The sequence below is a fragment of the Paenibacillus sp. FSL L8-0470 genome (genome assembly GCF_038008625.1).
Taxonomy (GTDB): domain Bacteria; phylum Bacillota; class Bacilli; order Paenibacillales; family Paenibacillaceae; genus Paenibacillus_AQ.
Window position 1 is genome coordinate 7174592 of sequence record NZ_JBBOZM010000001.1, and the last position, 22804, is coordinate 7197395.

The 22804-nt window shown below is 46.4% G+C and carries 20 protein-coding genes; all 20 read right to left on the bottom strand.

Annotation, left to right across the window (positions count from 1 at the left end):
* Positions 1 to 110: 110 nt before the first annotated feature.
* Positions 111 to 1625 carry a hypothetical protein gene (locus NST99_RS32705; protein WP_341097296.1) on the bottom strand — a complete coding sequence of 505 codons (1515 nt, stop codon included), beginning with the start codon at positions 1623 to 1625 and terminating at the stop codon, positions 111 to 113.
* Positions 1626 to 2040: 415 nt separating this feature from the next.
* Positions 2041 to 3630, bottom strand: coding sequence for an ABC transporter substrate-binding protein (locus NST99_RS32710; RefSeq protein WP_341097298.1), 1590 nt, complete (start codon positions 3628 to 3630; stop codon positions 2041 to 2043).
* 54 nt (positions 3631 to 3684) lie between these two features.
* Positions 3685 to 4566, bottom strand: coding sequence for a carbohydrate ABC transporter permease (locus NST99_RS32715; protein ID WP_341097299.1), 882 nt, complete (start codon positions 4564 to 4566; stop codon positions 3685 to 3687).
* A 40-nt stretch (positions 4567 to 4606) separates the two neighbouring features.
* Positions 4607 to 5527 carry an ABC transporter permease gene (locus NST99_RS32720; protein ID WP_341097300.1) on the bottom strand — a complete coding sequence of 307 codons (921 nt, stop codon included), beginning with the start codon at positions 5525 to 5527 and terminating at the stop codon, positions 4607 to 4609.
* A 149-nt stretch (positions 5528 to 5676) separates the two neighbouring features.
* Complete coding sequence (locus NST99_RS32725) at positions 5677 to 7251, bottom strand: response regulator (protein WP_341097301.1); 1575 nt, start codon at positions 7249 to 7251, stop codon at positions 5677 to 5679.
* A gap of 13 nt (positions 7252 to 7264) precedes the next feature.
* On the bottom strand, positions 7265 to 8998 hold the full coding sequence (locus tag NST99_RS32730) for a histidine kinase (protein ID WP_341097303.1): 1734 nt from the start codon (positions 8996 to 8998) through the stop codon (positions 7265 to 7267).
* Between the two features lie 248 nt (positions 8999 to 9246).
* Positions 9247 to 9792, bottom strand: a complete 546-nt coding sequence (locus tag NST99_RS32735; protein ID WP_341097823.1) for a DinB family protein — start codon at positions 9790 to 9792, stop codon at positions 9247 to 9249.
* A gap of 65 nt (positions 9793 to 9857) precedes the next feature.
* Positions 9858 to 10805 carry a helix-turn-helix transcriptional regulator gene (locus NST99_RS32740; protein WP_341097304.1) on the bottom strand — a complete coding sequence of 316 codons (948 nt, stop codon included), beginning with the start codon at positions 10803 to 10805 and terminating at the stop codon, positions 9858 to 9860.
* 168 nt (positions 10806 to 10973) lie between these two features.
* Positions 10974 to 11645, bottom strand: a complete 672-nt coding sequence (locus NST99_RS32745; RefSeq protein WP_341097305.1) for an MOSC domain-containing protein — start codon at positions 11643 to 11645, stop codon at positions 10974 to 10976.
* 16 nt (positions 11646 to 11661) lie between these two features.
* A complete protein-coding gene (locus tag NST99_RS32750) occupies positions 11662 to 12900 on the bottom strand; it encodes an MDR family MFS transporter (RefSeq protein ID WP_341097307.1) in 1239 nt (412 codons plus the stop codon).
* Between the two features lie 23 nt (positions 12901 to 12923).
* Positions 12924 to 13241: a YciI family protein gene (locus NST99_RS32755; RefSeq protein WP_052092395.1), complete on the bottom strand. Its 318-nt coding sequence runs from the start codon at positions 13239 to 13241 to the stop codon at positions 12924 to 12926.
* A gap of 20 nt (positions 13242 to 13261) precedes the next feature.
* The gene (locus tag NST99_RS32760) at positions 13262 to 14293 is read right to left on the bottom strand and encodes a radical SAM/SPASM domain-containing protein (protein ID WP_341097308.1); all 1032 of its coding nucleotides are present in this window, start codon (positions 14291 to 14293) and stop codon (positions 13262 to 13264) included.
* A 26-nt stretch (positions 14294 to 14319) separates the two neighbouring features.
* Positions 14320 to 15540, bottom strand: a complete 1221-nt coding sequence (locus tag NST99_RS32765) for a M16 family metallopeptidase (protein ID WP_341097309.1) — start codon at positions 15538 to 15540, stop codon at positions 14320 to 14322.
* 9 nt (positions 15541 to 15549) lie between these two features.
* Positions 15550 to 16809 (bottom strand): M16 family metallopeptidase, encoded by a 1260-nt coding sequence (locus NST99_RS32770; protein ID WP_341097310.1) that lies wholly within the window; start codon positions 16807 to 16809, stop codon positions 15550 to 15552.
* 53 nt (positions 16810 to 16862) lie between these two features.
* Positions 16863 to 17006, bottom strand: a complete 144-nt coding sequence (locus NST99_RS32775; protein WP_156130981.1) for a hypothetical protein — start codon at positions 17004 to 17006, stop codon at positions 16863 to 16865.
* Between the two features lie 27 nt (positions 17007 to 17033).
* The gene (locus NST99_RS32780; RefSeq protein ID WP_038598046.1) at positions 17034 to 17321 is read right to left on the bottom strand and encodes a PqqD family protein; all 288 of its coding nucleotides are present in this window, start codon (positions 17319 to 17321) and stop codon (positions 17034 to 17036) included.
* Between the two features lie 14 nt (positions 17322 to 17335).
* Positions 17336 to 18370: a radical SAM/SPASM domain-containing protein gene (locus NST99_RS32785; protein ID WP_341097311.1), complete on the bottom strand. Its 1035-nt coding sequence runs from the start codon at positions 18368 to 18370 to the stop codon at positions 17336 to 17338.
* Positions 18371 to 18559: 189 nt separating this feature from the next.
* Complete coding sequence (locus NST99_RS32790) at positions 18560 to 19222, bottom strand: response regulator transcription factor (RefSeq protein ID WP_341097314.1); 663 nt, start codon at positions 19220 to 19222, stop codon at positions 18560 to 18562.
* A gap of 295 nt (positions 19223 to 19517) precedes the next feature.
* Positions 19518 to 20000: a GyrI-like domain-containing protein gene (locus NST99_RS32795; RefSeq protein ID WP_341097316.1), complete on the bottom strand. Its 483-nt coding sequence runs from the start codon at positions 19998 to 20000 to the stop codon at positions 19518 to 19520.
* 91 nt (positions 20001 to 20091) lie between these two features.
* Positions 20092 to 22515 carry an RNA polymerase recycling motor HelD gene (gene helD / locus NST99_RS32800; RefSeq protein WP_341097317.1) on the bottom strand — a complete coding sequence of 808 codons (2424 nt, stop codon included), beginning with the start codon at positions 22513 to 22515 and terminating at the stop codon, positions 20092 to 20094.
* Positions 22516 to 22804: the final 289 nt, after the last annotated feature.

Sequence of the window (22804 nt, forward strand, 5' to 3'; positions counted from 1 at the left end):
TAGCTTCTCCTTGTTGTTATATCGGATTGGCGGAAAGCAAGAACATCAGAAAAAGACGACATTCATTCGCAGCTTGGCGAATGAATGTCGTCTTTTAGGAGGTACCACTGTTACTCTATTAGTTCAATATGTGATTTCAAGTCTAGTTGCAACGAATTTACAGAATACCAATTCCTGAATCCAATTCCAATCGCACTTAAATCAGAAAGCATATTTGTTCTGTAAACTTCTACAATGGATGTACCTTGATCAGCAACAGAAAATACATAATCTCCATTATTCTCAAGTCTCACTTGTAATATCTCAACATTCCGAGCTACATTATAACTAAATATCGGATCAATAGATTTGGATAAAACAACTTTTTCATTGTTAAAAATACCCCAAATATATGTCTCACCAAGTTTTGTCCTAAAGATAATACCCGCTTGATATGCAGACACTTTAGGTTCTTGTGCAATAGAAATCTGTACATTATATATAAAATTTTGATTAGGCTTTATATGATACATAAATTTAGGAGAATTATTGTAATCATATTCTTTATCAGTTTGAATACAAAACTTAATCATATCTTCGTCAGACTGTATAATACCTTCTTCATTGTTTTCTGTGTTCCATTTCATTTCAGGCATTTCTTTCTGTTGTATTTCCCGTAATGAATAAAGCATAATTAAAACTTCTTTTAAATAAGTTTTTAAGGAATTCTCTAATATTATTGCTTTTTCTGAGTTCACTTGTACACTAAAGGATCGGTTTTCTGTAATTAAGCTTTTTAAATAAACCGAAATAACTGTTTTCCATTCTTTAATAAGTTGCGCGGATGTCTCCTCTATTTTCTCTATTAAGGTACTATTTATTGAAAAACGCTTAAATTGTATCACTAATTCTGCGTTAAGGACTTCCTTTGATTTAACCATCCCTAATAACTTGGTGCCAATGTATTCAGTAGTTATTCCGCTGTTGTTCTCTTGGTGCTGTTCCATGGCTATAATCTCATTATATATCGGTGCATTTAGGATCTCGTTTATGCAGGTAATAAGTAATTCTGATTCTAGTGGTTCTACATGTAAGCTTTCAATTGAGAAAAAGTATTCTGTATTATATGTTTCATGAGAGGATGTCGCCAAACTTTCTAACATTTCCGTAGTGATAACAAATTCATCATACTTATAACCTTCATTTTTCTTTTGTGCACTGTCCATAATATAATAAACCCCTGTTGTGGCATTGTACCCTTTAATTAAAAATAAATGCATCCAATCAGATACATTATAATGATGACTGTAATAGAGCGCTTTCAAGTTGCCGGAGACAAGAACTGGTCTTTGGAGATTTATTTGTTCCCTAATAATCGTATGTATATCTTTGCACAGGGGGAAATAATGTACCTTTAGACCCAAAAGACTCATAACTTTTTCAGTGTTCTTACAAAACTGGCTGAAATCAATTTTTAAATTCGAACTATGGTATAATTCAAAACACTTCTGAAGAATTAGATAATAGTTTGAAAAGTAACTCCTTTTCCCCTCTGCAACAATTAATAACGTTTTTTCTAGACAATTCACCTGATCAAGTAAATAATTATCTTTGTTTGGATGAATAAAAGGTAAAATTAAAGTCATACTCATAATCTCCAATCTGATTAGAATAATGAGTTACACAGATCTTCAACGGTTTTTAAAGATTATAATATCTAAAGCTTCATCATTAAATTCAATAGCAAACTCAATTTCAATTAATACCATTCAATACCTCCTACTCAATTTAGGAAATCGTTTGCACAACTTTACAATAGCATACCATTTATATGACCATATGGGAATATAATACTAGTAAAAAGCTGCTGCGAATGAAGGGATTAAGTGAAAGTGCTATTTTAATGATCAGGCTGCTCAGAGAGATTGGGACCACCTGCCTTTTTATACCGATCAAAAAAGACATTCTCTTCAGAAAAATGAGGAGAATGTCTTTTTGAGATTTTAATGGACTTTTTCAGCGGCCTCCCTTTTGGGTGGAGGTTTTGCTCATTAGAGTTGTTTACTTGTTTGCCAAGAAAGCATCAATTTGAGCTTGCAGTTCAGCCTGGATTTTATCAATGCCAGCCGATTTCAGTTGCTTGTTCAGCTCTGCAAGGCCTTTGTCGATGTCATCAATTACCCCGTACTCAAGCGGAACCGCATAGCGGAGCATCACATTGCCTATATTGGCGATTTGCGTTTTCACTTTGCTGTTGTCGAATACAAACGTTTCAAGCGGATAATGGTAGACTTCTTTTGCTTCCCAGCCATTCACCAGATCGGAAATTTCTTGCGGGAAGGCTTCATTGTCACGGTTGAGCGGTGAGTTGAAGCTCCAGTTCGAGAAGCCGGTAAAGTTCGCATTTTTAGCGGTTGCTTTATATTTGTCGTCGCCCACCGCTTCATAGTGTACACCGCTTACGCCGTACATCATCAGATCATGCAGCTCTTTATCATTTTGCATCAGATCGATTAACATCAGGGAACGTTCCGGATTCTCGGAAGTTGCATGGACCGACGTACCGTTTTGTGTAGAAATAGCTACCGATTTTTTCTTGCCTTGGTTGATGTCGGCCAGCGCTACTTCATAAGGAGAATTTTCTTGGCGCATTAAAGCCATGAGTGCTCCAAGCGTTCCGTTGTTGTGCGTAATCGATGCCGTTTTGCCTGCTTTGAAATCCGCCTGATGATCGTTTTTGCTGTTCAGAACGTTCTTCGACCATGCATTGTTATCGGCAAGATCCTTGTAATACACGAGCAGATCTTTGAACTCCTGCGTTTCATATACGTTAAAGATTTGCCCTTTTTCATCCGTCAATTTAAAGGCAAACGGAAGGTCGAGATCAAACATATTCCATTCATTTTGCTGCTTCAGCAAGACACGGTCCAAATTATGAAATTTCCAGTCCCCTGTTTCCGGAGTGAAAGGCGATACGCCCTTCTCCTTTTGAGCTATTGCTTTCAAATAAGTAGCATAGGTTTCCGGGCTGTTGATTTCTGGCAGATTGTGTTTCTTACGCAAATCTTCACGATACAGAATCAGCTTTTCGACGGACTCCCCTCTGTTCTGCGGAACCATGTACAGTTTTCCGTTTACTTTCGCCTGATCCCAGCCCACATCAGACATCGTAGCCATCGTTTGCGGCATATATTTGGTAAGCAGCTCATCGGTCAATTCCAGGAATCCGCCTTTCAGCGCCTGATCATTGTAGCCGGCCCAGTTTGCTGAATAGATGAGGTCAAAATCTTCATCCGCCGCCAGCTTCAGTGGATATTTTTGCGCCCAGTCAGACCAGTCCAGGAACTCGCCTTCGACCGTGGCATTGATTTTTTCTTTCAGCTTTTTATTAATTTCAGCAAAAACGATATCATAGTCTACAGGCTTGGGACCCACAAAAATCATTTTCAGCTTCACTTCTTTGGAGGTATCAATGGCGCCTGAGGTGTCTGAGCCGCCTGTCGTATCGCTGCCTGGCTCTGCTGACTCTGATGCATTGTTAGTAGCCTGAGCAGGTGCATTGGTATTGTTCTTTCCGCCGCCGCATGCACTCAAAATCATTACGAAGGTTAAAACGAGCGCCAACATGATCAATCTATTTTTCTTCAGCATTTCAAACCTTCCCCCTTATGTTTAAATATATTGATTAACCGGGTTTCCCCGGGTTCACCCTTTCACAGCGCCAATCGTCAAGCCTTGGACGAAGTACTTCTGTACGAACGGATAAGCTAGCAGAATTGGCCCGGTCGCTACAACCGTCATCGCCATCTTCAAGCTTTCGGTCGGAATCGAAGTAGTTACGACGGCTCCCGCACCCATCATAGCTTTTCGCATGCCATCCATATTGCCAAGCATTTTATATAAATAATATTGGAGCGGCATCAGGTTTTCATTGGATATAAATAGCAGCGCGTTGTACCAGTCGTTCCAATAGGCAAGTGCAAGGAACAATCCGATTGTAGCGAGCGCCGGTTTAGAGAGCGGCAGGATTAGACGGGCATAGATCTTGAAGTCGCCTGCGCCGTCAATTTTGGCCGATTCGACAATTGCTTCCGGAATGCTGCCCATAAAAGACTTCATGACAATGATATAAAAGACGTTGAGCATCATTGGAATCACTAAGGCCGCCAGAGTATCCTTCATATCCAGGTAGTTGACCATAAGCAGATACCACGGGACCAGCCCGCCACTAAACAAAGTCGTAAAGAAGAAGAAGAAGGAAAACTTGTTGCGCCACTTGAAATCTTTTCTGGACAGCGCGTAAGCGGTCATCGAGGTCAGAAACAAGCCCAGCAGCGTGCCTATTATCGTAACACCTATCGTCACCAGGTAGGCCTGAATCATTTGCTCGGGATACTTAAACAAAATGCTGTAGGCTTCCGTAGAAAATGCAGTCGGTATAAATTGATAGCCTTCCGTAATGATTTTATTTTCTTCCGTAAAGGATGACGATACGACAAGCACAAAGGGAAAAATACATAATATCGCGAGAAAAATCAGGGATACATAACCAATACCTGAGAATATTTTACGATCGAGCTGCTTCATATCGTTACCTCCATTTTGAAAAACTAAACTCCTACTGCGCTTAGAACAGGGCGCGGTCTTTGTCGTATTTACGGACAGCAAAGTTCACGGTCATGATCGTCACGAATCCAAGAACAGATTGGAAAACGCCAGCCGCAGCCGACATGCCGATGTCATTAGAAGTAATCAGCGATCTGAAAACAAAAGTGTCGATAACATCTGTCGAAGAGAACAACAAACCGTTGTTGCCGATCATGTTATAGAACATCCCGAAGTCACCCCGGAAGATATTCCCGACCGCCAGCAGCACCAGAATAATAATCGTCGGATAAAGATTGGGAATCGTCACTTTCATGATCCGCTGAAAAATATTGGCACCATCAATTTCAGCCGCTTCATACATCTCGGTATCTATGCCCGTAATCGCGGCCAGGTACATCACCGTTCCGTATCCAAGACCTTTCCAGGCAGAAACGAGAACCAGGATATACGGCCAGTAGGAAGGTGTATTGTAAATATCGACAGGCTCCAGTCCTAAGCCTCTAAGCAGCGCATTCACAGTGCCGATATCATAGTTGAGCAGGTTATAGGCAATCGCCCCGACAACGACCCATGAGATAAAGTAAGGAAGAAACAGCGCCGATTGTGTAATTTTCCGGAACCATTTGCCGCCGACCTCAAACAACATGATTGCTGCAAATATTTGCAACGAGTTGTTCACAATAATAAACGCAATGTTGTACAATGCTGTATTTCGCGTGACCCGCCAGGCATCTCCCGATTCAAAGAAAAAGCGGAAGTTGTCAAGTCCGTTCCAGGCACTCCCAAAAATACCGCCAGCGTAGTCATAATGCTTGAAGGCAATAATGATGCCTGCCATCGGGACATAGGCAAACAGAAGAAAAAATGCAACCGCTGGTGCCAGCATCAATAAGAGAACCCTATAGTTTTTCAAATCGCTCCAAAATGTATGCCCTTTCATCTTTGCACCCCTCTCTTCTCTATATCTCTGATTATAATAGGGCGGGTGCAGCGGCATAATTCAGCGAAACAACTAAACCTAATACTAATTCAACGATTCGACAAAAAATAAGCCCTGTCCCGTCCGGAACAAGAGCCTCACGAATAGATTCAAATTTTGTTTCTCTTCCGGTACTCGCCGGGGGACATGCCCATGTACTGCTTGAACTGCCTATTGAAATAAATAATATTTTTATATCCGGCCTGTTCTGCAATTTCATATATTTTCTTCGTCGGATCTTCGAGCAGCTCGCATACCCGCTTCATTCGCAATTCGCCCAGGAAATCGCTGAATAGACTGTTGGTTTCGACTTTAAACAGATGACCCAGATAGTTGGGCGTAAAATCGAAATGAGCGGCAACCTCGTTCAGCGTTACTTTTTGCTCCAATCTTCCTTTCACATATTCCGTAATTTCATCAATTAGCTTCCGCTTTTGTCTTTGCCGCTTCAAATACAGCAGCTCCGACAGTTCAAAGAACCTTCTTCTCAGCCACGAAAGGATATCATGCACCGTTTCGAACTGAAACAGCACAAAAGGATGATGGGAATCCCAATTCAAAATCTCGTACAAATGCTCATTCATTTGCCGCAGATCGGCATGAAGCTTGGAGGTAATCCGAATAATGATGTCGTAGATGTCGTTTTTCTGGGAGATCGGGCTGTCTCCGGCAAACAGCTGCAGCAAGCAATCGTCAATGGTTGTAAGGTCGTAGTCGAGCATAGCCTTAAGCATCCGGTCAACAATAACCTCTACATCCGCAGCGATCTTTTCCTTTGGATGCCACTCGGAGGCGTCTTGGATGAGCCTGTTCTTCCCGACAATCCATTTGATGCTTAAAGCGGCCTGAGCCTGCCGGTAGGACTTATGCAGCTTGTCGAGTTCGGTTGTGTACATCCCCCGGCCGATGGTAATGGAAAAGGAAAATTCCTGATAGAACGCCCGAATCAGCTCTTCCATCAAAGCTGTGAAATGTTGTTCCTGAACCGCAGCCAATATCACAAAGTGATAGTCATAGGTGGTGATGACCATGCCTAAATTTTGATCGTGAGCGAACTTCCGGATGAAATGATTGGCGCTGCTGCTCCATATACTTCGTTTCTCTTCCGTCCATGACTGGATTTTCCACGCCATGTCGTCGATCTCAACGATGGCGACCGCGGACGCATCTTGTAAATAGGGCTCAAGGAAACTCTGAATATGCGTCTCGACCTGCCCCGGAGTGGACTCGTTAAACCAGCGCAGCAGCAGCTCCTGATTGACAAGCGTCAGCGTCTCCGACAAGGAGATATGCTGCTTCCGGGCTTTCTCAATTTTGGCGCAGAGTCCGCTCAGCATATCGTTTAGCTCATCGTCATCGACGGGCTTAAGCAAATAACCGGATGCGCTCAATTGAATCGCTTCTTTGGCATAGCTGAAATCCTGATGTCCGCTAATAAAAACAATATGGACCTCAGGGTTGATCTCCTTCGCTTTCCGCGCAAATTCTACTCCTGACATAATGGGCATACGGATATCGGAGAGAATGATGTCAACAGGATACTGCTCCATCACTTTGAGAGCGGCGAACCCGCTCGCGGCCGTTCTAACGTTATGCAAAGGCAAATGCTCATTGCCCGCCACACGCCGTCTGAGCCATTCCAAATCGACCACTTCGTCATCCACCAGCAGAACGTTAATCTCCATCACCATGACCCTCCTACTCCCCCATAACTTCCCGGATTTCTGCATTATCGACCGGTAAAATAATTTGAACTGTCGTTCCCGCCCCAAAATGGCTGCCAATCTGAATGCCGAAATCATTGCCGTATCTCAGTTTAATTCGTTCTTCCACGTTTCTCAGACCATAGCTGTCAGAATGAAGCGGGTTCGACCGCATTGTTCTAAGGGTATCCGGCCGCATACCGATCCCGTTATCAATGACCTTAAGTTCAATCCGGTCACCAAGCCGCTTTCCGGTAATACGGATCGCAATCGTCTCACCGAACCAGGCGTGCTTGAATATATTCTCGACAAACGGCTGCAAAATCAGCTTAATAATGGGAATCCGTAAAATTTCCGGATCGATATCATAATAAACCTTGAAGGCATCCGCATACTTTACTCTCTGGATTTCAAGATAGGTCCTTACCTGCTCCAACTCTTTTTCCAGAGAGATATACACATGTCCTTCGTTTAAGGTAAGCCGGTAAAATTTGGAAAGGCCTTGTACCATCCCCGTTACCTTCTCAACTTCGCCCAAATTGGCCAGACTGCCAATCGTCGACAGTGTGTTGTACAAGAAATGCGGACTGATTTGGGCTTGCAGCACATCCAGCTCAGCTTGTTTTTTCTGGATGCCCTGCTCGTAGACGTCGCGGATCAGTTCCTGGATGCTCGTGGCCATTTGATTAAAGCTATTGGCAATGTAAACAAATTCATCATTTCCTGAAAAGCCGATTCTTTTGTAAAAATTCCCTTCCTGAAACGACTGGACCAAATATACGATCCGTTTAATTTTTTTGCCGGAGATTCGGGCTACCAGGAAGCCGATAACAGCCATAACCAAAAAGCTGATGGAACAGACGGTGCCAATCACCTTCTGCATTCTGCTCGCGTCTTTGTTCAAATAAGTGTGCGGTACCCTTGCCTCGATGGCATATCCCGGTATCGGAACATCTTCGCTAATAATCAAATAAGAATCTTGCTTCGCATGCTCATCTACAATACCCTGTTCATATATAGTCGATCCTTGCATCCTGTCAATCAAACGAAGGTCAAGCCCCTGTTCAACCGGAAAGGTATCGAAATTGCCAAAAAGCTCGTCAATTCTCGCCGTGACACGAATATAACCGATAACGGCCGGACCATTTGAAGAAACGAGCTTACGGACATACGAAATGTTGCCCAGCTCGCGATCGGTGTCTGCCTGAAGCCACACGCTGTCTTTGCTATCCGTGACGATCGACTGAAACCACTCCGCATTTTCGATCGTCCGGTAAGGAAGAACATAATAATCGCTTCTACCGATCGGCATCGACATATCGTCACCGGTTATTTCAAGCATCGTCTCATTCACGGTATAGAGCGCAAGTCTTAGCTTGTTCCCGTACAATTGCAGAGGGGCCTTCATATAAGGAACGATATCGTCTCTCATCTTAAGCATGTTATCTAAAGGCTCCCCCCTAAACTGAAGAGCATTTTGAAAGTTCGAATTGAGAAACAGCGAATTACTCATTCGTTTGATTTCATCCGTCTGGTATTCGATGTTGTTCCTTGTCTGCTTCAGAGCGGTCCTGATATTCGTTTCCGCCATCTCTGTCCTGGATTGAATAAGCATCGTATATGCGATATAGCCGACCAGCACATCTGTCAGCAATACAAGAATGAGATATGGAATCATCATCTTGTAGGTGAACGGAATATACTTTTTCCTGAACCAGAACCTCTTCATGGGCATGCTCCCTTGTAACCGTGTCAATGATATACCTTTGTTTTTATCCATTCTACAATGAACTGAAAGCGGTTACTAGAGAATGCATTTGGAAATTCGACTTTTAACGACAAAAAAAGCCCGCAGCACTATAATCAGCACCCTCTCCATGGTGTGTTCCTACCATGGCCGGAATGATGATAAAACAGGCTGTGCGAGCTTCAACTCCATACCTTTCTACCTATTCAGAAGAGGCAACGTTAGCTTGTTCATTCATGAGCATGAACCAAACCTTGTTTTAAGCGGTCCAGCTGCAGAAGATGATGACGGTAGTGCATTTCAACTAGCAGAAACCATTCCTCTGCGCACAATCCACCGAATCGCGGATGGGGCACTGTATTTTGTTTGGACGCTTCCCCAAGGGTCGGTTCAATCTCCTTCATTCTCTGGATGACCGCGTGCAGCCCTTGAATTAGCTGCTCTTTGCTTTCCGGCTGCTGCGGCGTATATTGAGGGGAAGGCGGAACCTGAACACGAACGGGCGGGAAACTTCCTTGAGCGAATATTGCCTCACCTGCTTCGGTTTTTCCCGCTTGAGATACCAGGGAGTCTTCGCTTGGCACCAGGCATTGATCTACATTGCGAAGCTGCATATAAAGCGCTGAGTTAATGAGATGTTGAACCATCTGTCCGATAGACCACTCGTTGTCGCTTGGCTTTTGCTTCAGCTGCTCCATACTGAATGGTTCCAGTTCATGAATATAATGTGCCACAGTTTCCTCAAAACGTTGTAAGGCTTCCTTAGTTGTAACCATCATGTATTAGCTCCTTTAATCATCTTTTGTTCTAAGTATACAAAAACGCTACTGACACCCTTATGTCAGTAGCGTTTCAACATGTTCTCAAGTTCGTCTCTTACCCGATATCGGAAGGATTCCGGCTCCAGTACAACCACTCCCGCTCCCCAGCCGAGCACGGATTGCAGCAATTCCTCCGCCTGCCTAACACGAAAGGTTACCAGCAAGCCTTCCGGTTGATCCTCTATCGTATCTATATAGAAGTTGTTTGACTCCCTTACCTTATCGGCAATGTCAGGCTGGACCCGGATGCGCACACGGATGTTGCGGTCGTCTGGAGGCCGGTATGCCTCCAAATTAAAATCTGCTGGAAGCTTGAATCCAGCTTCCAGTTCAATAAGCTCTGTCATCCGGGACAACCGGAAATGACGGATGTCTTGACGCAATTCACACCATGCGATGAGTACCCATGCCCCATGAAGGAGCACAAGCCCATAAGGAGCAACTGTACGAACGCTTTGGCGGTTTCCATCGGCTTCGGCAATTTTTTTGGAATAGTGGAAGCTTATTTTTCTTTCCTCCAGGATCGCCTGACGAATCGCTTCCAGGTATGCCTTCTCTTGTATTCGTGATACATCCTCAGCAGACGTACGCAACCGAATGCTCTTACGTATCCGGGCAGCCTCACTGCGGACCGGTTCCGGGAGGATCGCCTCAATCTTTCCTCTGGAAGTACGGGATTTACGGCCATAGTGGACATCAAACCACTGCTCGATAAAATCCGTTCCGATAAGTAACGTCACAGCTTCTTCTACCGTAAAGCTGACTGGCGGCAGGAAATACCCCTCCATTAAGGAGTATCCCTGTCCTGGCGCCCCTATCACGGATACACCTGCTTCACTTAAAGCCTGAATATCCCTATAAATGGTTCTCACGCTTGTTTCAAAGGTAGCGGCCAAATCCTCGGCCCGCAGCACCTTATTACGCTGCAGCTCAAGCACTATGGCTAACAAACGATCCGTTTTGTTCATGCGGCTGCACCCTTTCCCGGCTGTTTACCGTTACTTACAATACGGATCACTATATCATCTATAGAGCAAAATTTACAGGAAACCCAAAGCATATTTACTTTGAATCATAAACTCAGGGGGGGTGAAATGGAATTCCCGTCTCTTGTGCGATCGAAGCAGCTTCTCCATTTACATCCCTTGCAGCCTGTTCGTAGAATCCTCATAATGCCCTGCCAGCCTTAGCTTGAAAGTGGTCCTAACGCTTGGCGACAAGGCCTCCACCTGTAAAATGGCCGTGAGCAGCTCTTTATTCCGTATATCCTTATACATAACATCATTGACCCTTGCAATGGAAATTTGAGAGGGATGAGTTTTGGAGCAAAAGAAAGGGCTATCCATGCTAACCCACCCTTCCTTCAGAACACGCATGAGAAAACCGGTTCTCCCCAGATTTTGAAAAAGAAGCGGCAGCTGAGGGTTGCCAAACTTTTTAGCCAGCTTATGACATGGGGGGCGGGGCTGGGTAATCTCAAGCAACGCCTCCCCCCACATAAAAATATCGCCGATATGTACTTCCGGTTCCCTCATACCCCGTACTGTTAGATTTTCTCCGAAGGAACCAAAGGGAAGCTCCATGCATAGCTCCTGTTCCCAGTCATCGTAATATTCTTCAGGATAAGCGCAAACCGCTTTGTCTAGTCCACCATGTCTGATTTTGTTCGCCTGTTCATCTCCTTGCAAACCTAGAACGGATAAGAACACCTGGTCTTTTGTTGGTATCTTCGTGATCGCAGACAATACGCGTTTCCCTTCACATTCAATCCATCCGGCTTTTCCGATGTTCACAGAACAGATTTGCATTCTGATTCCACTCTCCTTAAACCGCTGTATCCGTCTGCAGCTCCTTTTGCATTAGAGCGACTTTCTGATTCTGTGCATTACGGATTAGTTGATAGATGGCCACGCCACAGAGAACCAGCAGACCAGCGACAAGCGAAAACATCATTCCCCCGCCAAAATACTCAAAGATCAGTCCGAAGCAAATGGGGCCGAGGATTTTGGGGATTTGCATATATAAGCCAAAGATAGAGTTATATCTTCCTCTCATGCCTGCAGGTGCAGCAATGGAAACATATTTTTGCAAATGGATGATGCCTATAATTTCGCCTACGGTAAAAATCAGCTCCGTGACCACTAATACGAGGAAAGATGCAGCAAATCCATAACCCAGACTTACGATGGCAAACAGCACATAACTTATCAATATCATGGACTGCGGTGATTTGTTTTCCGTCTTCTTTGGCAGCCAGACCATGAGCAGAATCACAACAATAGAGTTAATTGTCATAAGTCCGGCAAAGATGGAGGAGGCATTAGAAAAGTTAGTTTTCAGATGCAGCGGAAGAGTGGTTTCCACCTGTGAGTACAATAATCCCACAGGAAGCGCGAACAAGGTCAACAGGTACAGCAATCTATGTTCCCGGTATGGAAGTCTGGTCGAATGGGCCGCAGGCTTATCAGGCTGCAGGATCTCTTCCGTTCGTGTTTCCGGCACCTTCCACCAAATAAGCAAAGCGAACAAAACATAAGAAGCCGAACAAATCACAAAGATAACACTCTGGTTCAATAGATACACGGCCAAGCCCAGCAAGGGCCCCAGCGCACCGCCAACATTGACTGCACCATGAATAAGGGCAAAGGCTTCCGCACGTTTCTCCTCGGGAACAATGTCAGAAATCTGGGCATTGGCTGCCGGCAGAAACATCGGCATCCCCATGCCCCCAAGTACAGAAATCAGAATCAGCATCCACAGGGTATCGGCAAATATAAAACCAAGCATGGACAAAGCCTGAATAACCAAGGATACAAGCATAACCGGCTTGCGCCCGTAACGGTCAGCCAGCCCCCCGCCCCAGAAGCTGAGCATAATTCCCGCCAGCGGTTGAAGACCTACAACCAGCAGAGGCATCAGCACAGTTCCACCAAGCTTATCCGAAATATAAAAAATGAGAAAAGGCCGGATCATAAATGTAGTTAATGCACATAATCCGGTTCCAAACACCCGAATCCATAGTACGGGGTCATGTCGTCTAAAATAAGAAAACGTAAGCCGCATGAAAGAATCAACCTCTCTTCATTCTATTCAACAATGCCCATATGCCCGTTACTCTCAAGCGACAACTCCCAGGTGCGCAATTCATAATTCTCTTTGCCCGAAAGGACATAAGGATCACGCTCTGCTATCTGCACGGCCTCTTCTCTGGACGCAGCGCGGATAATGACCATACCGCCGGCATAATCCGTAAACGGCCCGCACAATACCAGCTTCCCCTCCCGGTCAAGCTCACGTAAATGGTTCACATGGGCGCGAATGAGTTCAAGACTCATTTTTTCATTCGTTGCATGGCTGAGCAAAATAACATAACGAATATCTTCATCTCTGGTAACATAGCTCATTTGTACATTCCCCTTTTTTATTAGACTGTGATCCGGTCTGCAGACTCCGGTGCGGAATGCAGCCAGCAGTGTGTATCATCAGCTAAATAGTCGTGATACAGGCCATAAGCAACCCCGCGGCAGCCCCCGCATTTTTCCCGAATTCCGCATTGCCCGCAGTTTCCGCCCAGGTTGCTCCGGTCACGCAATTGCTGGATAACAGGCGAGCTGTCCCAAATCTCTTTTAAGGGGCGCTCATGGACATTGCCTAAATGTACCGGAAGCATAACACAGGGAGTGACCCAGCCATCTGCAGAAATATACCCTTGCGCCATACCGGCTTGGCAGCCTCTGAAGCCCTCCTGGCAGGCTAAAGTGGGATCAACCAAAGCCATTTGCGCCAAGTGGCTGCTGAACTTCATACGCCCTTTAAGCTGCTCCCTCTTGTTCACCCACAGCATCGCCAAAGATCTCCATTGCCCGGGAAGCAAGTCCATACTTTGACTTCCCCGGCCTACAGGCACGAACTGGGACAGATTGAATAGATGGACTCCTTTGGATAAGGCATATTGAATGACCTGCTCGGTATGATGCACATTTTCCTTGTGAGGAGTAAAGCAGATATGTGTCTGGAGTCCTGACTCCAGAGAAGCATCAATAGCACGTTCTACACGATTAAACAGCCCCTTCAGCCCTCTCACTTCATCATGTGTCTGGCCTATGCCATCGAGGCTGATCTGGATGCGCTGAAGTCCTAATGCTCTCAGTTCCTTCGCTCTTTTCAGATTCAGACCCCAGCCGTTGGTTCCCAGACCCACCTGCATATGATGATGAACGGCATGTTCGATGATCTGTTCGATATCTGCCCGAAGCAGCGGCTCCCCGCCGGATAAGGCTAAATCAATACAACCCATATCCGCCAGCTCGTCAATTAACTGCAATGCCCGCGCCTGATCCAGTTCTCCCGGAAGACAGGTTCCAGAGCTTGACGAGCAATGTATGCAGTGGGCATTACACAAATTAGTAACCGACCAGACCATATGTACAGGATAGCGGAACCATTCCTCCACCATGTTTAGACCAGCTCCGTTTCTTGTGATTATCCGTATATTTCAAAGCACTCCTGGTTGTTAAAATACTGGGCAATTATATTTTGAAGGTCACCTATACTGATCTGATCAATGAATGTCAGAAGTTCGTCCAGAGGAATCATACGTCTATGCCGCATCCAGGCCTGGGCAATTGAGACCGAACGGCTGTGGGATACGGAAGCATCCAGGGCCATTTGTGTTTTTACCTTTTGCTTGGCACGGTTGTATTCGCGTGGTGTGATCCTTCCAGCCCCCATCTGGCGCAGCTCGCCCAGCATCTTTTCTCGAACCCCCTCCAGTTGAGCTGCACTTGCCAAACCATAGATTTTGAACAGTCCTTTGCCGCCCAATACGGAGTATACACAGGTGATCTGCTGGGCGAATCCAGGGGCAACGATCACATTATAAAGCCTTGAGCCGATGTAATTATCGTCGCCCAGCAAGGTGCATAGCAAATGGACTGCGTAATGTTCTTTATCTTCAAGCGGCGGGAGACTCCAGGCCCATACTGAGTAACATAGATCTGCACGCTTTTGCGAAAGGTTAACCACCGCAGGTTGTGCCATTAGAGGCTGTTCAAGCCCGACCGGAAGCATAGGCTCCTCCCAATCCTGTAAAGCCTGCAGGCAGGGCTCCAGTCCGCTGCATTTCTCAAGGCTGCCGGAAATCACCAGCAGAATATTGGAGGGAATATAATGCCGCCGGTGAAATTGTCTAAGCTCCAGAGCGCTCAGCTTTAGAATATCTTCATCGAGACCAATCAGCAGCTTGCCGAGACGTCCCGGATACACGTATTGATGGAGCGCATGAGTGAGTCTGCTCCGCGGTTCCTCTAATTGTCTTGATAATTCTTTGCGGATAATATTCTGTTCCAGACCAAAATCTTCTTCCCGCAATAGAGGCTGACGAATCATATCCATTAATGGAAAAAAGATTCCGGGCAATTCTTCAGGGATGGAACGGCTGTAGAAGCAAGTATATTCCCAGGTGGTAAAAGCATTCATAGTCCCTGTCATTTGAGTGAATTCGGGACTCATGGCTCCCTTTGGATAAAGCAGCGATCCCCGAAAAAGCAGATGCTCCAGCGCGTGTGCTATACCTGTCTGTTTCGGGGACTCATGTCTTGCCCCGCTCAGTACAAAAAATCCGGCCGTCACACTTGCCATTGAAGGCATATCCTCCGTGATTACGTTCAGACCATTTGGATACTTCCACTGCGAGTAGGCCATAACGTCCTCCTAATGATTCAATACTAGCGCTGAAGCGGATACCGGACCCAACGTCACCACACCCATTTCTGCAGTCGGGGCGGCGTTCTGTAAAGCGGACTGAATCGCCTCCGGAGTAACCGAACTTATGGCTTCTTTCATGACCGTTAACGTCCCTGGGTATCCCGGATACCATGAGGCGGTCAACAGCGTGTTCATTCTGGAAGCTGTACTCTCTGACCTTAGGACCATCTGGTTTAAAAGCTGGTTTTGGGCGGCCTTGACCTCCTCTCTGCTCATTCCGTTATTCCTGATTTGCTCCATTTCTTGAACAATGGCAGATGCCGCCCAGGATACGGAATTCGGTCCGGTGGCCAGATAAAAGGTCATGAGTCCCGTGTCCCTGAAGGACATCAAGCTGCTCCGTACTTGATAGGCCAACCCTTTTCTCTGCCGGATACTTTCAAAAAGTCTGGAACCGTCTCCTCCACCCAGCGCCTGTGACAACACAGCAAATGCGAAAAAATCAGGATGTCTGCAGGATACACAGGGCAACGCTGCTGCCAGATGAACGAGTCTGCCTTCCTGTTCGATGGAATACGTACAGGATTGCCAATAAGGGGATTCTTCCCGAGGAACGATCAGTGAATCCTGTACAACGCCGGCTTCACCGATTTCATCCAGCAGCTTCTCCAGTCGTTCCTTTGAAATGCCTCCAACCACAGCAACCACACAATTATTTGGAACATAAAGACGTTCATAGACGCTCTTCACCTTGGGGAAATCCAGCCTCGCTATATCTTCAACCCGGCCTACAGCTGACCGTCCGATCGTTTTACCCCCGGACATTTTCTCACGCAATACATCCATTACGTACGCATTTGGTTCCTTCCGGCGTTTACTGGAAAGAACTGCTGCATACTCCTTGCTGGCCGCAAAGGTCTCAGGGCACAAATCAAACTCCAGAATATCATGCAAAAACAGTTTGAAGACCGGCTCAAATTGATCACAAAGCACTGTAGTCCAGTGGCGTGTCCATTCTATATTGGATGAGGTTTTCAAATTAGCTCCGAAATCCGCCAAAATATCATTGAGATCCTCTTCCTTCTGTTCTCTTCGCCATATCCAATGTTCGAGAATCCGCGAACTGCCTATTTCATCTTCCGCTTCCAGCCTTGCACCCGCACCCGATAGCAGGCCCAGCGATACCGTGTTCATACCGGCTAACGGAAGATGAATAATTCCCAATCCACTGCTTAACCTCCGGAAGGTTGTTCTGCTCCGACCCATTGGCTGCCTCCTTGTAAAAAGAACCTCCGGCAGCGCCCGAGGCTCCTTGCTTGCTAAATTACTCTCCAGGCAATAACAGATAATTCCCCTAAATCTACAATATCCAGTTCTTGAATGGCTGCCAGCAAATCAGCGTCTTCCATTTCCGCCATATTGTCACGGGCGATGTCCCACAGCAGTTCTCTGGTTGCTTCCATTTCCTCACCTCCTCTCTATAGGGCTGGTCAGGCTGCCTGGAGCAAGCCTCGTTTCAATAGCTTCTGAAGTAATCCGTTCACTTCCCCGCGTCCCTGGTCACACTGGAAGGCTGGAATGGATTCCTCAACAAGCCCCGTAATCTCGGCAACCCGGGCGGGCTGCTCACATAGCTTCAATATGGTATAGGCCAGACGTGATAACACATGAAGCTCGTCCGTAGCCGGGTTGTACACCACGTACTTGCTATTTTCCTCTTTGCGGGTAACAATATTGGATGCGAGTGTTAGTACCGTATCCGAAGTTAAATTTGGCATCTTATCCTCTCCTTCTACACTTGAACTGCTTCAGGAACCACCCAGCAATAAGGATCGCCCATTGAAGCATCGTTATGATAGGCTAATGCCGCAGAGCGGCATCCTCCGCAGATGAACTTATGCTCACAAGTGCCACAATTTCCTTCGTTTCTTGTCGTCCTGTCCCGAATATTCGCTAGGACCGGCGAGTAGCTCCAGATGTCCTGAAAGCTCTGCTCACGCAAATTGCCTGCTGTGAGCGGTAAAGTCACACAAGGGGTGACATCACCGTTAACCGTGATACGGGCGGTAACATAACCTGCACCACAGCCTATATATTGTGCTGCCTGCTCTGGCGGCAGCATCAGTGCAACACGGCAGTCATGCCAGTATATCTTCAGCTTTCCGGCGTACTCCTGCTGCATGGAGATCCACTCCACAATCACATCGCGAAGCTCATTTGGCGTAAGCGCCAATGCCTGATCTCCCCGTCCTGTGGGAATGAACTCAGATAAATTCACTCCATTTGCACCGAGCCGGGCGGCCAATTCTACGACCCTTCGGCCATCCCTGAAATTAAGCCGGGTCGGCGTATACCCAACAGTTACATTAATCCCATGCTTCACTAATGTTTCTATAGCGCTAACAGCTTTGTCATACAGTCCTTTGACACCGCGCACCTGCTCATGCACTTCTGCGGTTGCTCCATCAATACTGACACAAATTCCAGACACTCCTGCCTCGATGATCCGGCGGCACATCTCATCATCAATCACGGCTCCATTGGTGCCGATCGAAACCATCATCCCCTTCGACGAAGCACGGGAGGCTATGTCCATCCAATCGGGCCTGAGCAGAGCTTCTCCCCCGGAGAGTCCAAGCAGGAGGACACCGGCCTCAGCTAATTGATCGACTACGGAAAGAGCCTCTGCTGCGTCTAGTTCGTCGGGGTGCCGGCGGCCTGCGCCTGAATAGCAATGCACACAACTGGCGTTGCACAAAAGTGTAATCTCCCAGACCAGGTAGAACGGAGCTTTGAACTGACCCTGTATTGCTGCAATATTACTCATATTTCCCTCCCTCACCGGGAACGTTTGCTCCCGGCTTTCAATATGTGCTACTAAATTAACATATATTAGAAGATGAAGGATCGTACATTTGAGGTATTTTTATAATATAATTTGGATATTAAGCCGCAAAAAGGATCACCTCCTCAGTCAACTACCGGGAGATGATCCTTTTCTATTACTCACTAATTATTATTTAAGCAGCTCGGCAAAAAAGAGAGAAACGGCTTCCTTTTGGTTGTGTACTCCAAGCTTGCTCAAAAGATTACGGATATGGGTTCGTACCGTAGTATAAGAAATGTGTAGCTCTATAGCAATCTGCTGCGTTGTATGGCCTCTGGATAATAGGTCCAGCACTTTATTTTCTTGTGAAGTCAGCTTTTCCATCAGGGAAAAAATCGCGGCCTGTTCGAGGGTCACCCAGATTAACCGTTTATCGTAGCTGCTGGCCCGTATATTCTTCAAGAAAGGAACCCGGACCGAACCACGTTGAACAAATACCCTGCGTGATCCGTTGCAATTGTTCATATGTTGCGTAGCACTTAGAACCTGGCAGGTTTTACAGAGGCTGTTCCCGGTAGAATCACTGAAGAGATCAAGGGAACGGCAGGCCTTGCCGACCGCTTGTGTAGCCGAAATACCAAGCAGCGTTCCAAGCTCCGTGCTCCATTGTAAAACTTTCCCCGTCTCATCGATGATAAAATAGCAGTCAGAAGTGCGCCTGATCCAACTCATATCCTCTACATTGGTTACGAAAGGCGCTTTGAGCTCTCCCATCTCTTTACCCCCATTTTCCAAACAGTGATTAGTGAAGTTTGTCTGGATGCAGGTTCCAAAAAGAAAAAATAATTGCATTATTTTCTATTTATTTGATTATAGCATTGCTTTCGAGACTGTCAATTCTTCATCTACAAAGATATCTCCAAATGACCGAAGCGGAGGAAATACCCCCACTTGGGATTCCCCTGCGTGAAGCTAAGCTGTTCTAAAAGATCTCTAATCTGTACCTCCCGGCACTATCGCTCCTACAGTTCCAAATTTCCCCTCCGTTACTTTTTCCCTTTTGTGTAGTTATTAAATTCATTCTATATAAGGATACAAAAACGCTACTGACAGCCTTATGTCAGTAGCGTTTTAACATGCTCTCCAGCTATTTAATGGCTATATAAATCTGCACTTCAGTGTTTGCTGGATCCGAATTCCTGGAATCATAAAGCTCAAAATCGCCCGTATAGGTTCTCACTTCCGGCGATTGCTTGAAATAGGCCCATATCTCCCGCCACGCCTCAGGCACCACTTCATACATAGGTCCCTTCTTTGACGTGAATACGATGTACTTACTTTCGGGTATTTCCACAACCGCATGATTATCATCATCCTGGACGAATTCATTGTCTGTTTCATGTCCAATTACAACGGTATAAGCTCCGTTCACGTCGCTTTCATAATCCGTATACAACGAGTATAGGAATTGAGGATTTCTGATCCCCTCCGCAGAAACAAGATTACTCTGAAAGTAGGTGTCCCAAAGCTGTGGCAATCGACCGTCCGGTCCCGTTTCTTCAGCGTTTGTTGTACGTACAGCCACTCCAGTAAGGATCAGCTTGGGCTTGTGGGTCGTATAAGTGTTCATGGTTGAATCCTCTCCTTTCTCCAAAGTATACATGGAGAAACTCGACATCTGACTGTCATGTTTATGAAGAGAGATCCTTGGTTAGTATTCATCACTGAATTTGCTCTACCTCATACAAGGACTTATCCGATGCCGGAAGGAATGGGGTCCACTCTCCCGTTGTACAGATCAGAAGCCGGTGCATGGCACGCGTGCATGCGGTATAGAATAGCTTGCGCTCGCTCTCCAAATGATACGTCTGCGAAGATGCGTCGTAGATTAGAACGGCATCAAATTCAACGCCCTTGGCAAGATATACGGGAAGGATCAGGGTTCCCTTCTCAAAGTTGGGCGTACTCTTCGTCACAAGCTTCAACCCCTGGCAGCCCTGAGCTGTAAGGAGATCATAAGCAGCTTTGCTTTCGGCCGCTGTCTTGGTGATGATCCCGATGGAGACCAAGCCTTCCGCCCGAAGCGCCGCAAGATGCTCAGCTATTCTTGCTGCCCGCTGCCCGCCACTGCCCATCTGAGAGAGGAGCGGTTTCCTGCCACTGCGTTCAAAGGCTACAATCTCCTTGGCGTTAGGCAATAAAGACTTCGTGAATTCCACAATCTCACGCGTTGACCGGTAACTGCGAACCAGACGGAATACGCTCGTTTCAGATTTGCCATACAATCCGATGAGCGGTGATTCTTCGCCGTACAGTTCTGTGGCCTGAGCAAAGATAGCCTGTCCGAAATCGCCAAGCACCGTCATGCGGGCACGGGGAAACATTTTTTTGAGGAACTCATACTGAAACATCGAATAATCCTGACCCTCATCGACGAATACATGCCGGATCTCCGTGTTCACCCGAACGCCCTCGATGAGCTCCTTCAGGTACAGGTACGGTGTCGCATCTTCATAGAAGAGCTCGGACCGGCTAAGCTTCTCCTTGGTTTGCTGACAGATTTCCGGCCAGAGCGGGGGAATTCCAGCTTCATTCGTCATCTCCGCCAAAACATTCTCTTCTTCAAAGAACTGGATGTACAGCCCAATCATGTCTATGAACAACATCCGCTTCACACTTCGCTTCAGCGGTTTAAATTGCTCCTTCACGACCATCCGGCGCAGCAGTGCTTCCTCCCGCTCAGCATAATCGAAATCGCCCTCGTCCAGCCTCCGATTGCCGCGCTGCATTTCGCGGGCTTCTTCATATTGTTCGGCAAAGTCAAACACACCCCTGTCTTTATGCAGTTCATTAAACGCTTCGGCGTACTGATCGTTGTCAAGATAATCAAGCTCCTCCTGCACCCAGAACGCCTCACGTTCCTTGTCCTCCAACAGAGAAATTTCACGCAGTAGCCATTCCTGCAGCAAAGCGATGCGGTTGGATAAGCGAATGGAAGAATCATAGCTGTAGAATTTCGATTCCATTTGCTTAGCTGTGATCAAATCGCGATCCCGGAAGCGTATGCTTATGAATCGCATGCCCTTCCCTTCCAACCCCTGCGCATACTTCTGGAGCGCTTGAAGAAAGTCCACAGATGCCTTGTATTGGATTCCTTTCAGCCGGGCTTCATACCCGCGGTCAGATTGTTCTTCCAGCACGTATTCTATCTGGTCGAAGGGATCCTCTAAGCGAAACGTCCTGCCAAGCCAGTAATCGAGATATTCATGGAAGGTCGTCTGCTGCATGTTCTCTTCACCGAGTTCAGGAAGTACGGTAGATACATAACTGTTAAACATCGGATTAGGCGAGAATAACACAATTTGGTCAGCCCTCAGCCGTTCGCGGTGTTTATACAGCAGGTACGCCACCCGCTGCAGGGCCGCCGAGGTTTTCCCGCTGCCAGCCGCCCCCTGCACGATGAGCATCCGGCTGTTGTCATCGCGGATAATGGCATTCTGTTCCTTCTGGATCGTCGCGACGATGCTCTTCATCTGATTGTCGGCACCCTTGCCAAGCACCTGCTGCAGCAATTCATCGCCAATCGTTAAGCTCGTGTCGAATACGTTCTGCAGTTGATCTCCGCGAATCTGATACTGCCGCTTCAGCTGCATCGTTCCAGCGATAGCTCCACCCGGCGTATCATATCCGGCCGTGCCCGGTGAATAATCGTAATACATACTAGCAATCGGAGTACGCCAGTCATACACCAGAAAACTCATGCCATCTGAGTCAATGAAGGATGATACACCGATGTAGACCTGCTCGGCAGTGTTCAAGCCATCCTCATGAAAATCGATGCGTCCGAAGTAAGGAGAGGACAGCAGCCGTTTCATGTTTTTCCATTGCTGTGCGCGCAACCGCTGGCTTCGCTCCCGTTCGGACAATAATGCTTCTTGCTGTCTGATACTGTAGAAAGTCTCTTCAAAATCTTCACTAGTGCTTGTGTTCACAGTCACTTCTTCCCAAAAAAGCTTGCGGATGTCCACCACTTGGTCATGCAGCCCGGCCACCTCCGGCTCCAGTTCGGTGATCTTCGCTTGCAGTTTTTCCATAACCTGCTTCAGCCGTTCCTGTTCTTGCTTCCAATCCTCTGCACTTATCATCTTCCTGCATACACTCCTTCATTCGAATTTGTAAAATGAAAGTTTGACAACCCGTATTACTGTGTGGTAAGATTAAGTTGTAAATAAGATAGGATTATTAGGCTATTCATCAAATAAATGATCAGTAATTCTCCAATTATATCATACTATTTCTGTGTGCACAACTTAATCGAACATGATTCTTATGAAGGCCCTTCAATTGGAGGGCCTTTTTCTTTTTTAGGGAACAAACCCAACCATTGAATGCGTAATGCGCTCACCTGCAGTAGATAATTTCTAAAACAAGGAG

What these genes read in the sequence shown, in the direction of transcription:
- NST99_RS32705 (WP_341097296.1), bottom strand. Translation starts at nt 1,625, where the DNA reads ATGACTTTAATTTTACCTTTTATTCATCCAAACAAAGATAATTATTTA.
- NST99_RS32710 (WP_341097298.1), bottom strand. Translation starts at nt 3,630, where the DNA reads ATGCTGAAGAAAAATAGATTGATCATGTTGGCGCTCGTTTTAACCTTC.
- NST99_RS32715 (WP_341097299.1), bottom strand. Translation starts at nt 4,566, where the DNA reads ATGAAGCAGCTCGATCGTAAAATATTCTCAGGTATTGGTTATGTATCC.
- NST99_RS32720 (WP_341097300.1), bottom strand. Translation starts at nt 5,527, where the DNA reads ATGAAAGGGCATACATTTTGGAGCGATTTGAAAAACTATAGGGTTCTC.
- NST99_RS32725 (WP_341097301.1), bottom strand. Translation starts at nt 7,251, where the DNA reads ATGGAGATTAACGTTCTGCTGGTGGATGACGAAGTGGTCGATTTGGAA.
- NST99_RS32730 (WP_341097303.1), bottom strand. Translation starts at nt 8,998, where the DNA reads ATGAAGAGGTTCTGGTTCAGGAAAAAGTATATTCCGTTCACCTACAAG.
- NST99_RS32735 (WP_341097823.1), bottom strand. Translation starts at nt 9,792, where the DNA reads ATGGTTACAACTAAGGAAGCCTTACAACGTTTTGAGGAAACTGTGGCA.
- NST99_RS32740 (WP_341097304.1), bottom strand. Translation starts at nt 10,805, where the DNA reads ATGAACAAAACGGATCGTTTGTTAGCCATAGTGCTTGAGCTGCAGCGT.
- NST99_RS32745 (WP_341097305.1), bottom strand. Translation starts at nt 11,645, where the DNA reads ATGCAAATCTGTTCTGTGAACATCGGAAAAGCCGGATGGATTGAATGT.
- NST99_RS32750 (WP_341097307.1), bottom strand. Translation starts at nt 12,900, where the DNA reads ATGCGGCTTACGTTTTCTTATTTTAGACGACATGACCCCGTACTATGG.
- NST99_RS32755 (WP_052092395.1), bottom strand. Translation starts at nt 13,241, where the DNA reads ATGAGCTATGTTACCAGAGATGAAGATATTCGTTATGTTATTTTGCTC.
- NST99_RS32760 (WP_341097308.1), bottom strand. Translation starts at nt 14,293, where the DNA reads ATGGTGGAGGAATGGTTCCGCTATCCTGTACATATGGTCTGGTCGGTT.
- NST99_RS32765 (WP_341097309.1), bottom strand. Translation starts at nt 15,540, where the DNA reads ATGGCCTACTCGCAGTGGAAGTATCCAAATGGTCTGAACGTAATCACG.
- NST99_RS32770 (WP_341097310.1), bottom strand. Translation starts at nt 16,809, where the DNA reads ATGGGTCGGAGCAGAACAACCTTCCGGAGGTTAAGCAGTGGATTGGGA.
- NST99_RS32775 (WP_156130981.1), bottom strand. Translation starts at nt 17,006, where the DNA reads ATGGAAGCAACCAGAGAACTGCTGTGGGACATCGCCCGTGACAATATG.
- NST99_RS32780 (WP_038598046.1), bottom strand. Translation starts at nt 17,321, where the DNA reads ATGCCAAATTTAACTTCGGATACGGTACTAACACTCGCATCCAATATT.
- NST99_RS32785 (WP_341097311.1), bottom strand. Translation starts at nt 18,370, where the DNA reads ATGAGTAATATTGCAGCAATACAGGGTCAGTTCAAAGCTCCGTTCTAC.
- NST99_RS32790 (WP_341097314.1), bottom strand. Translation starts at nt 19,222, where the DNA reads ATGCAATTATTTTTTCTTTTTGGAACCTGCATCCAGACAAACTTCACT.
- NST99_RS32795 (WP_341097316.1), bottom strand. Translation starts at nt 20,000, where the DNA reads ATGAACACTTATACGACCCACAAGCCCAAGCTGATCCTTACTGGAGTG.
- helD (WP_341097317.1), bottom strand. Translation starts at nt 22,515, where the DNA reads ATGATAAGTGCAGAGGATTGGAAGCAAGAACAGGAACGGCTGAAGCAG.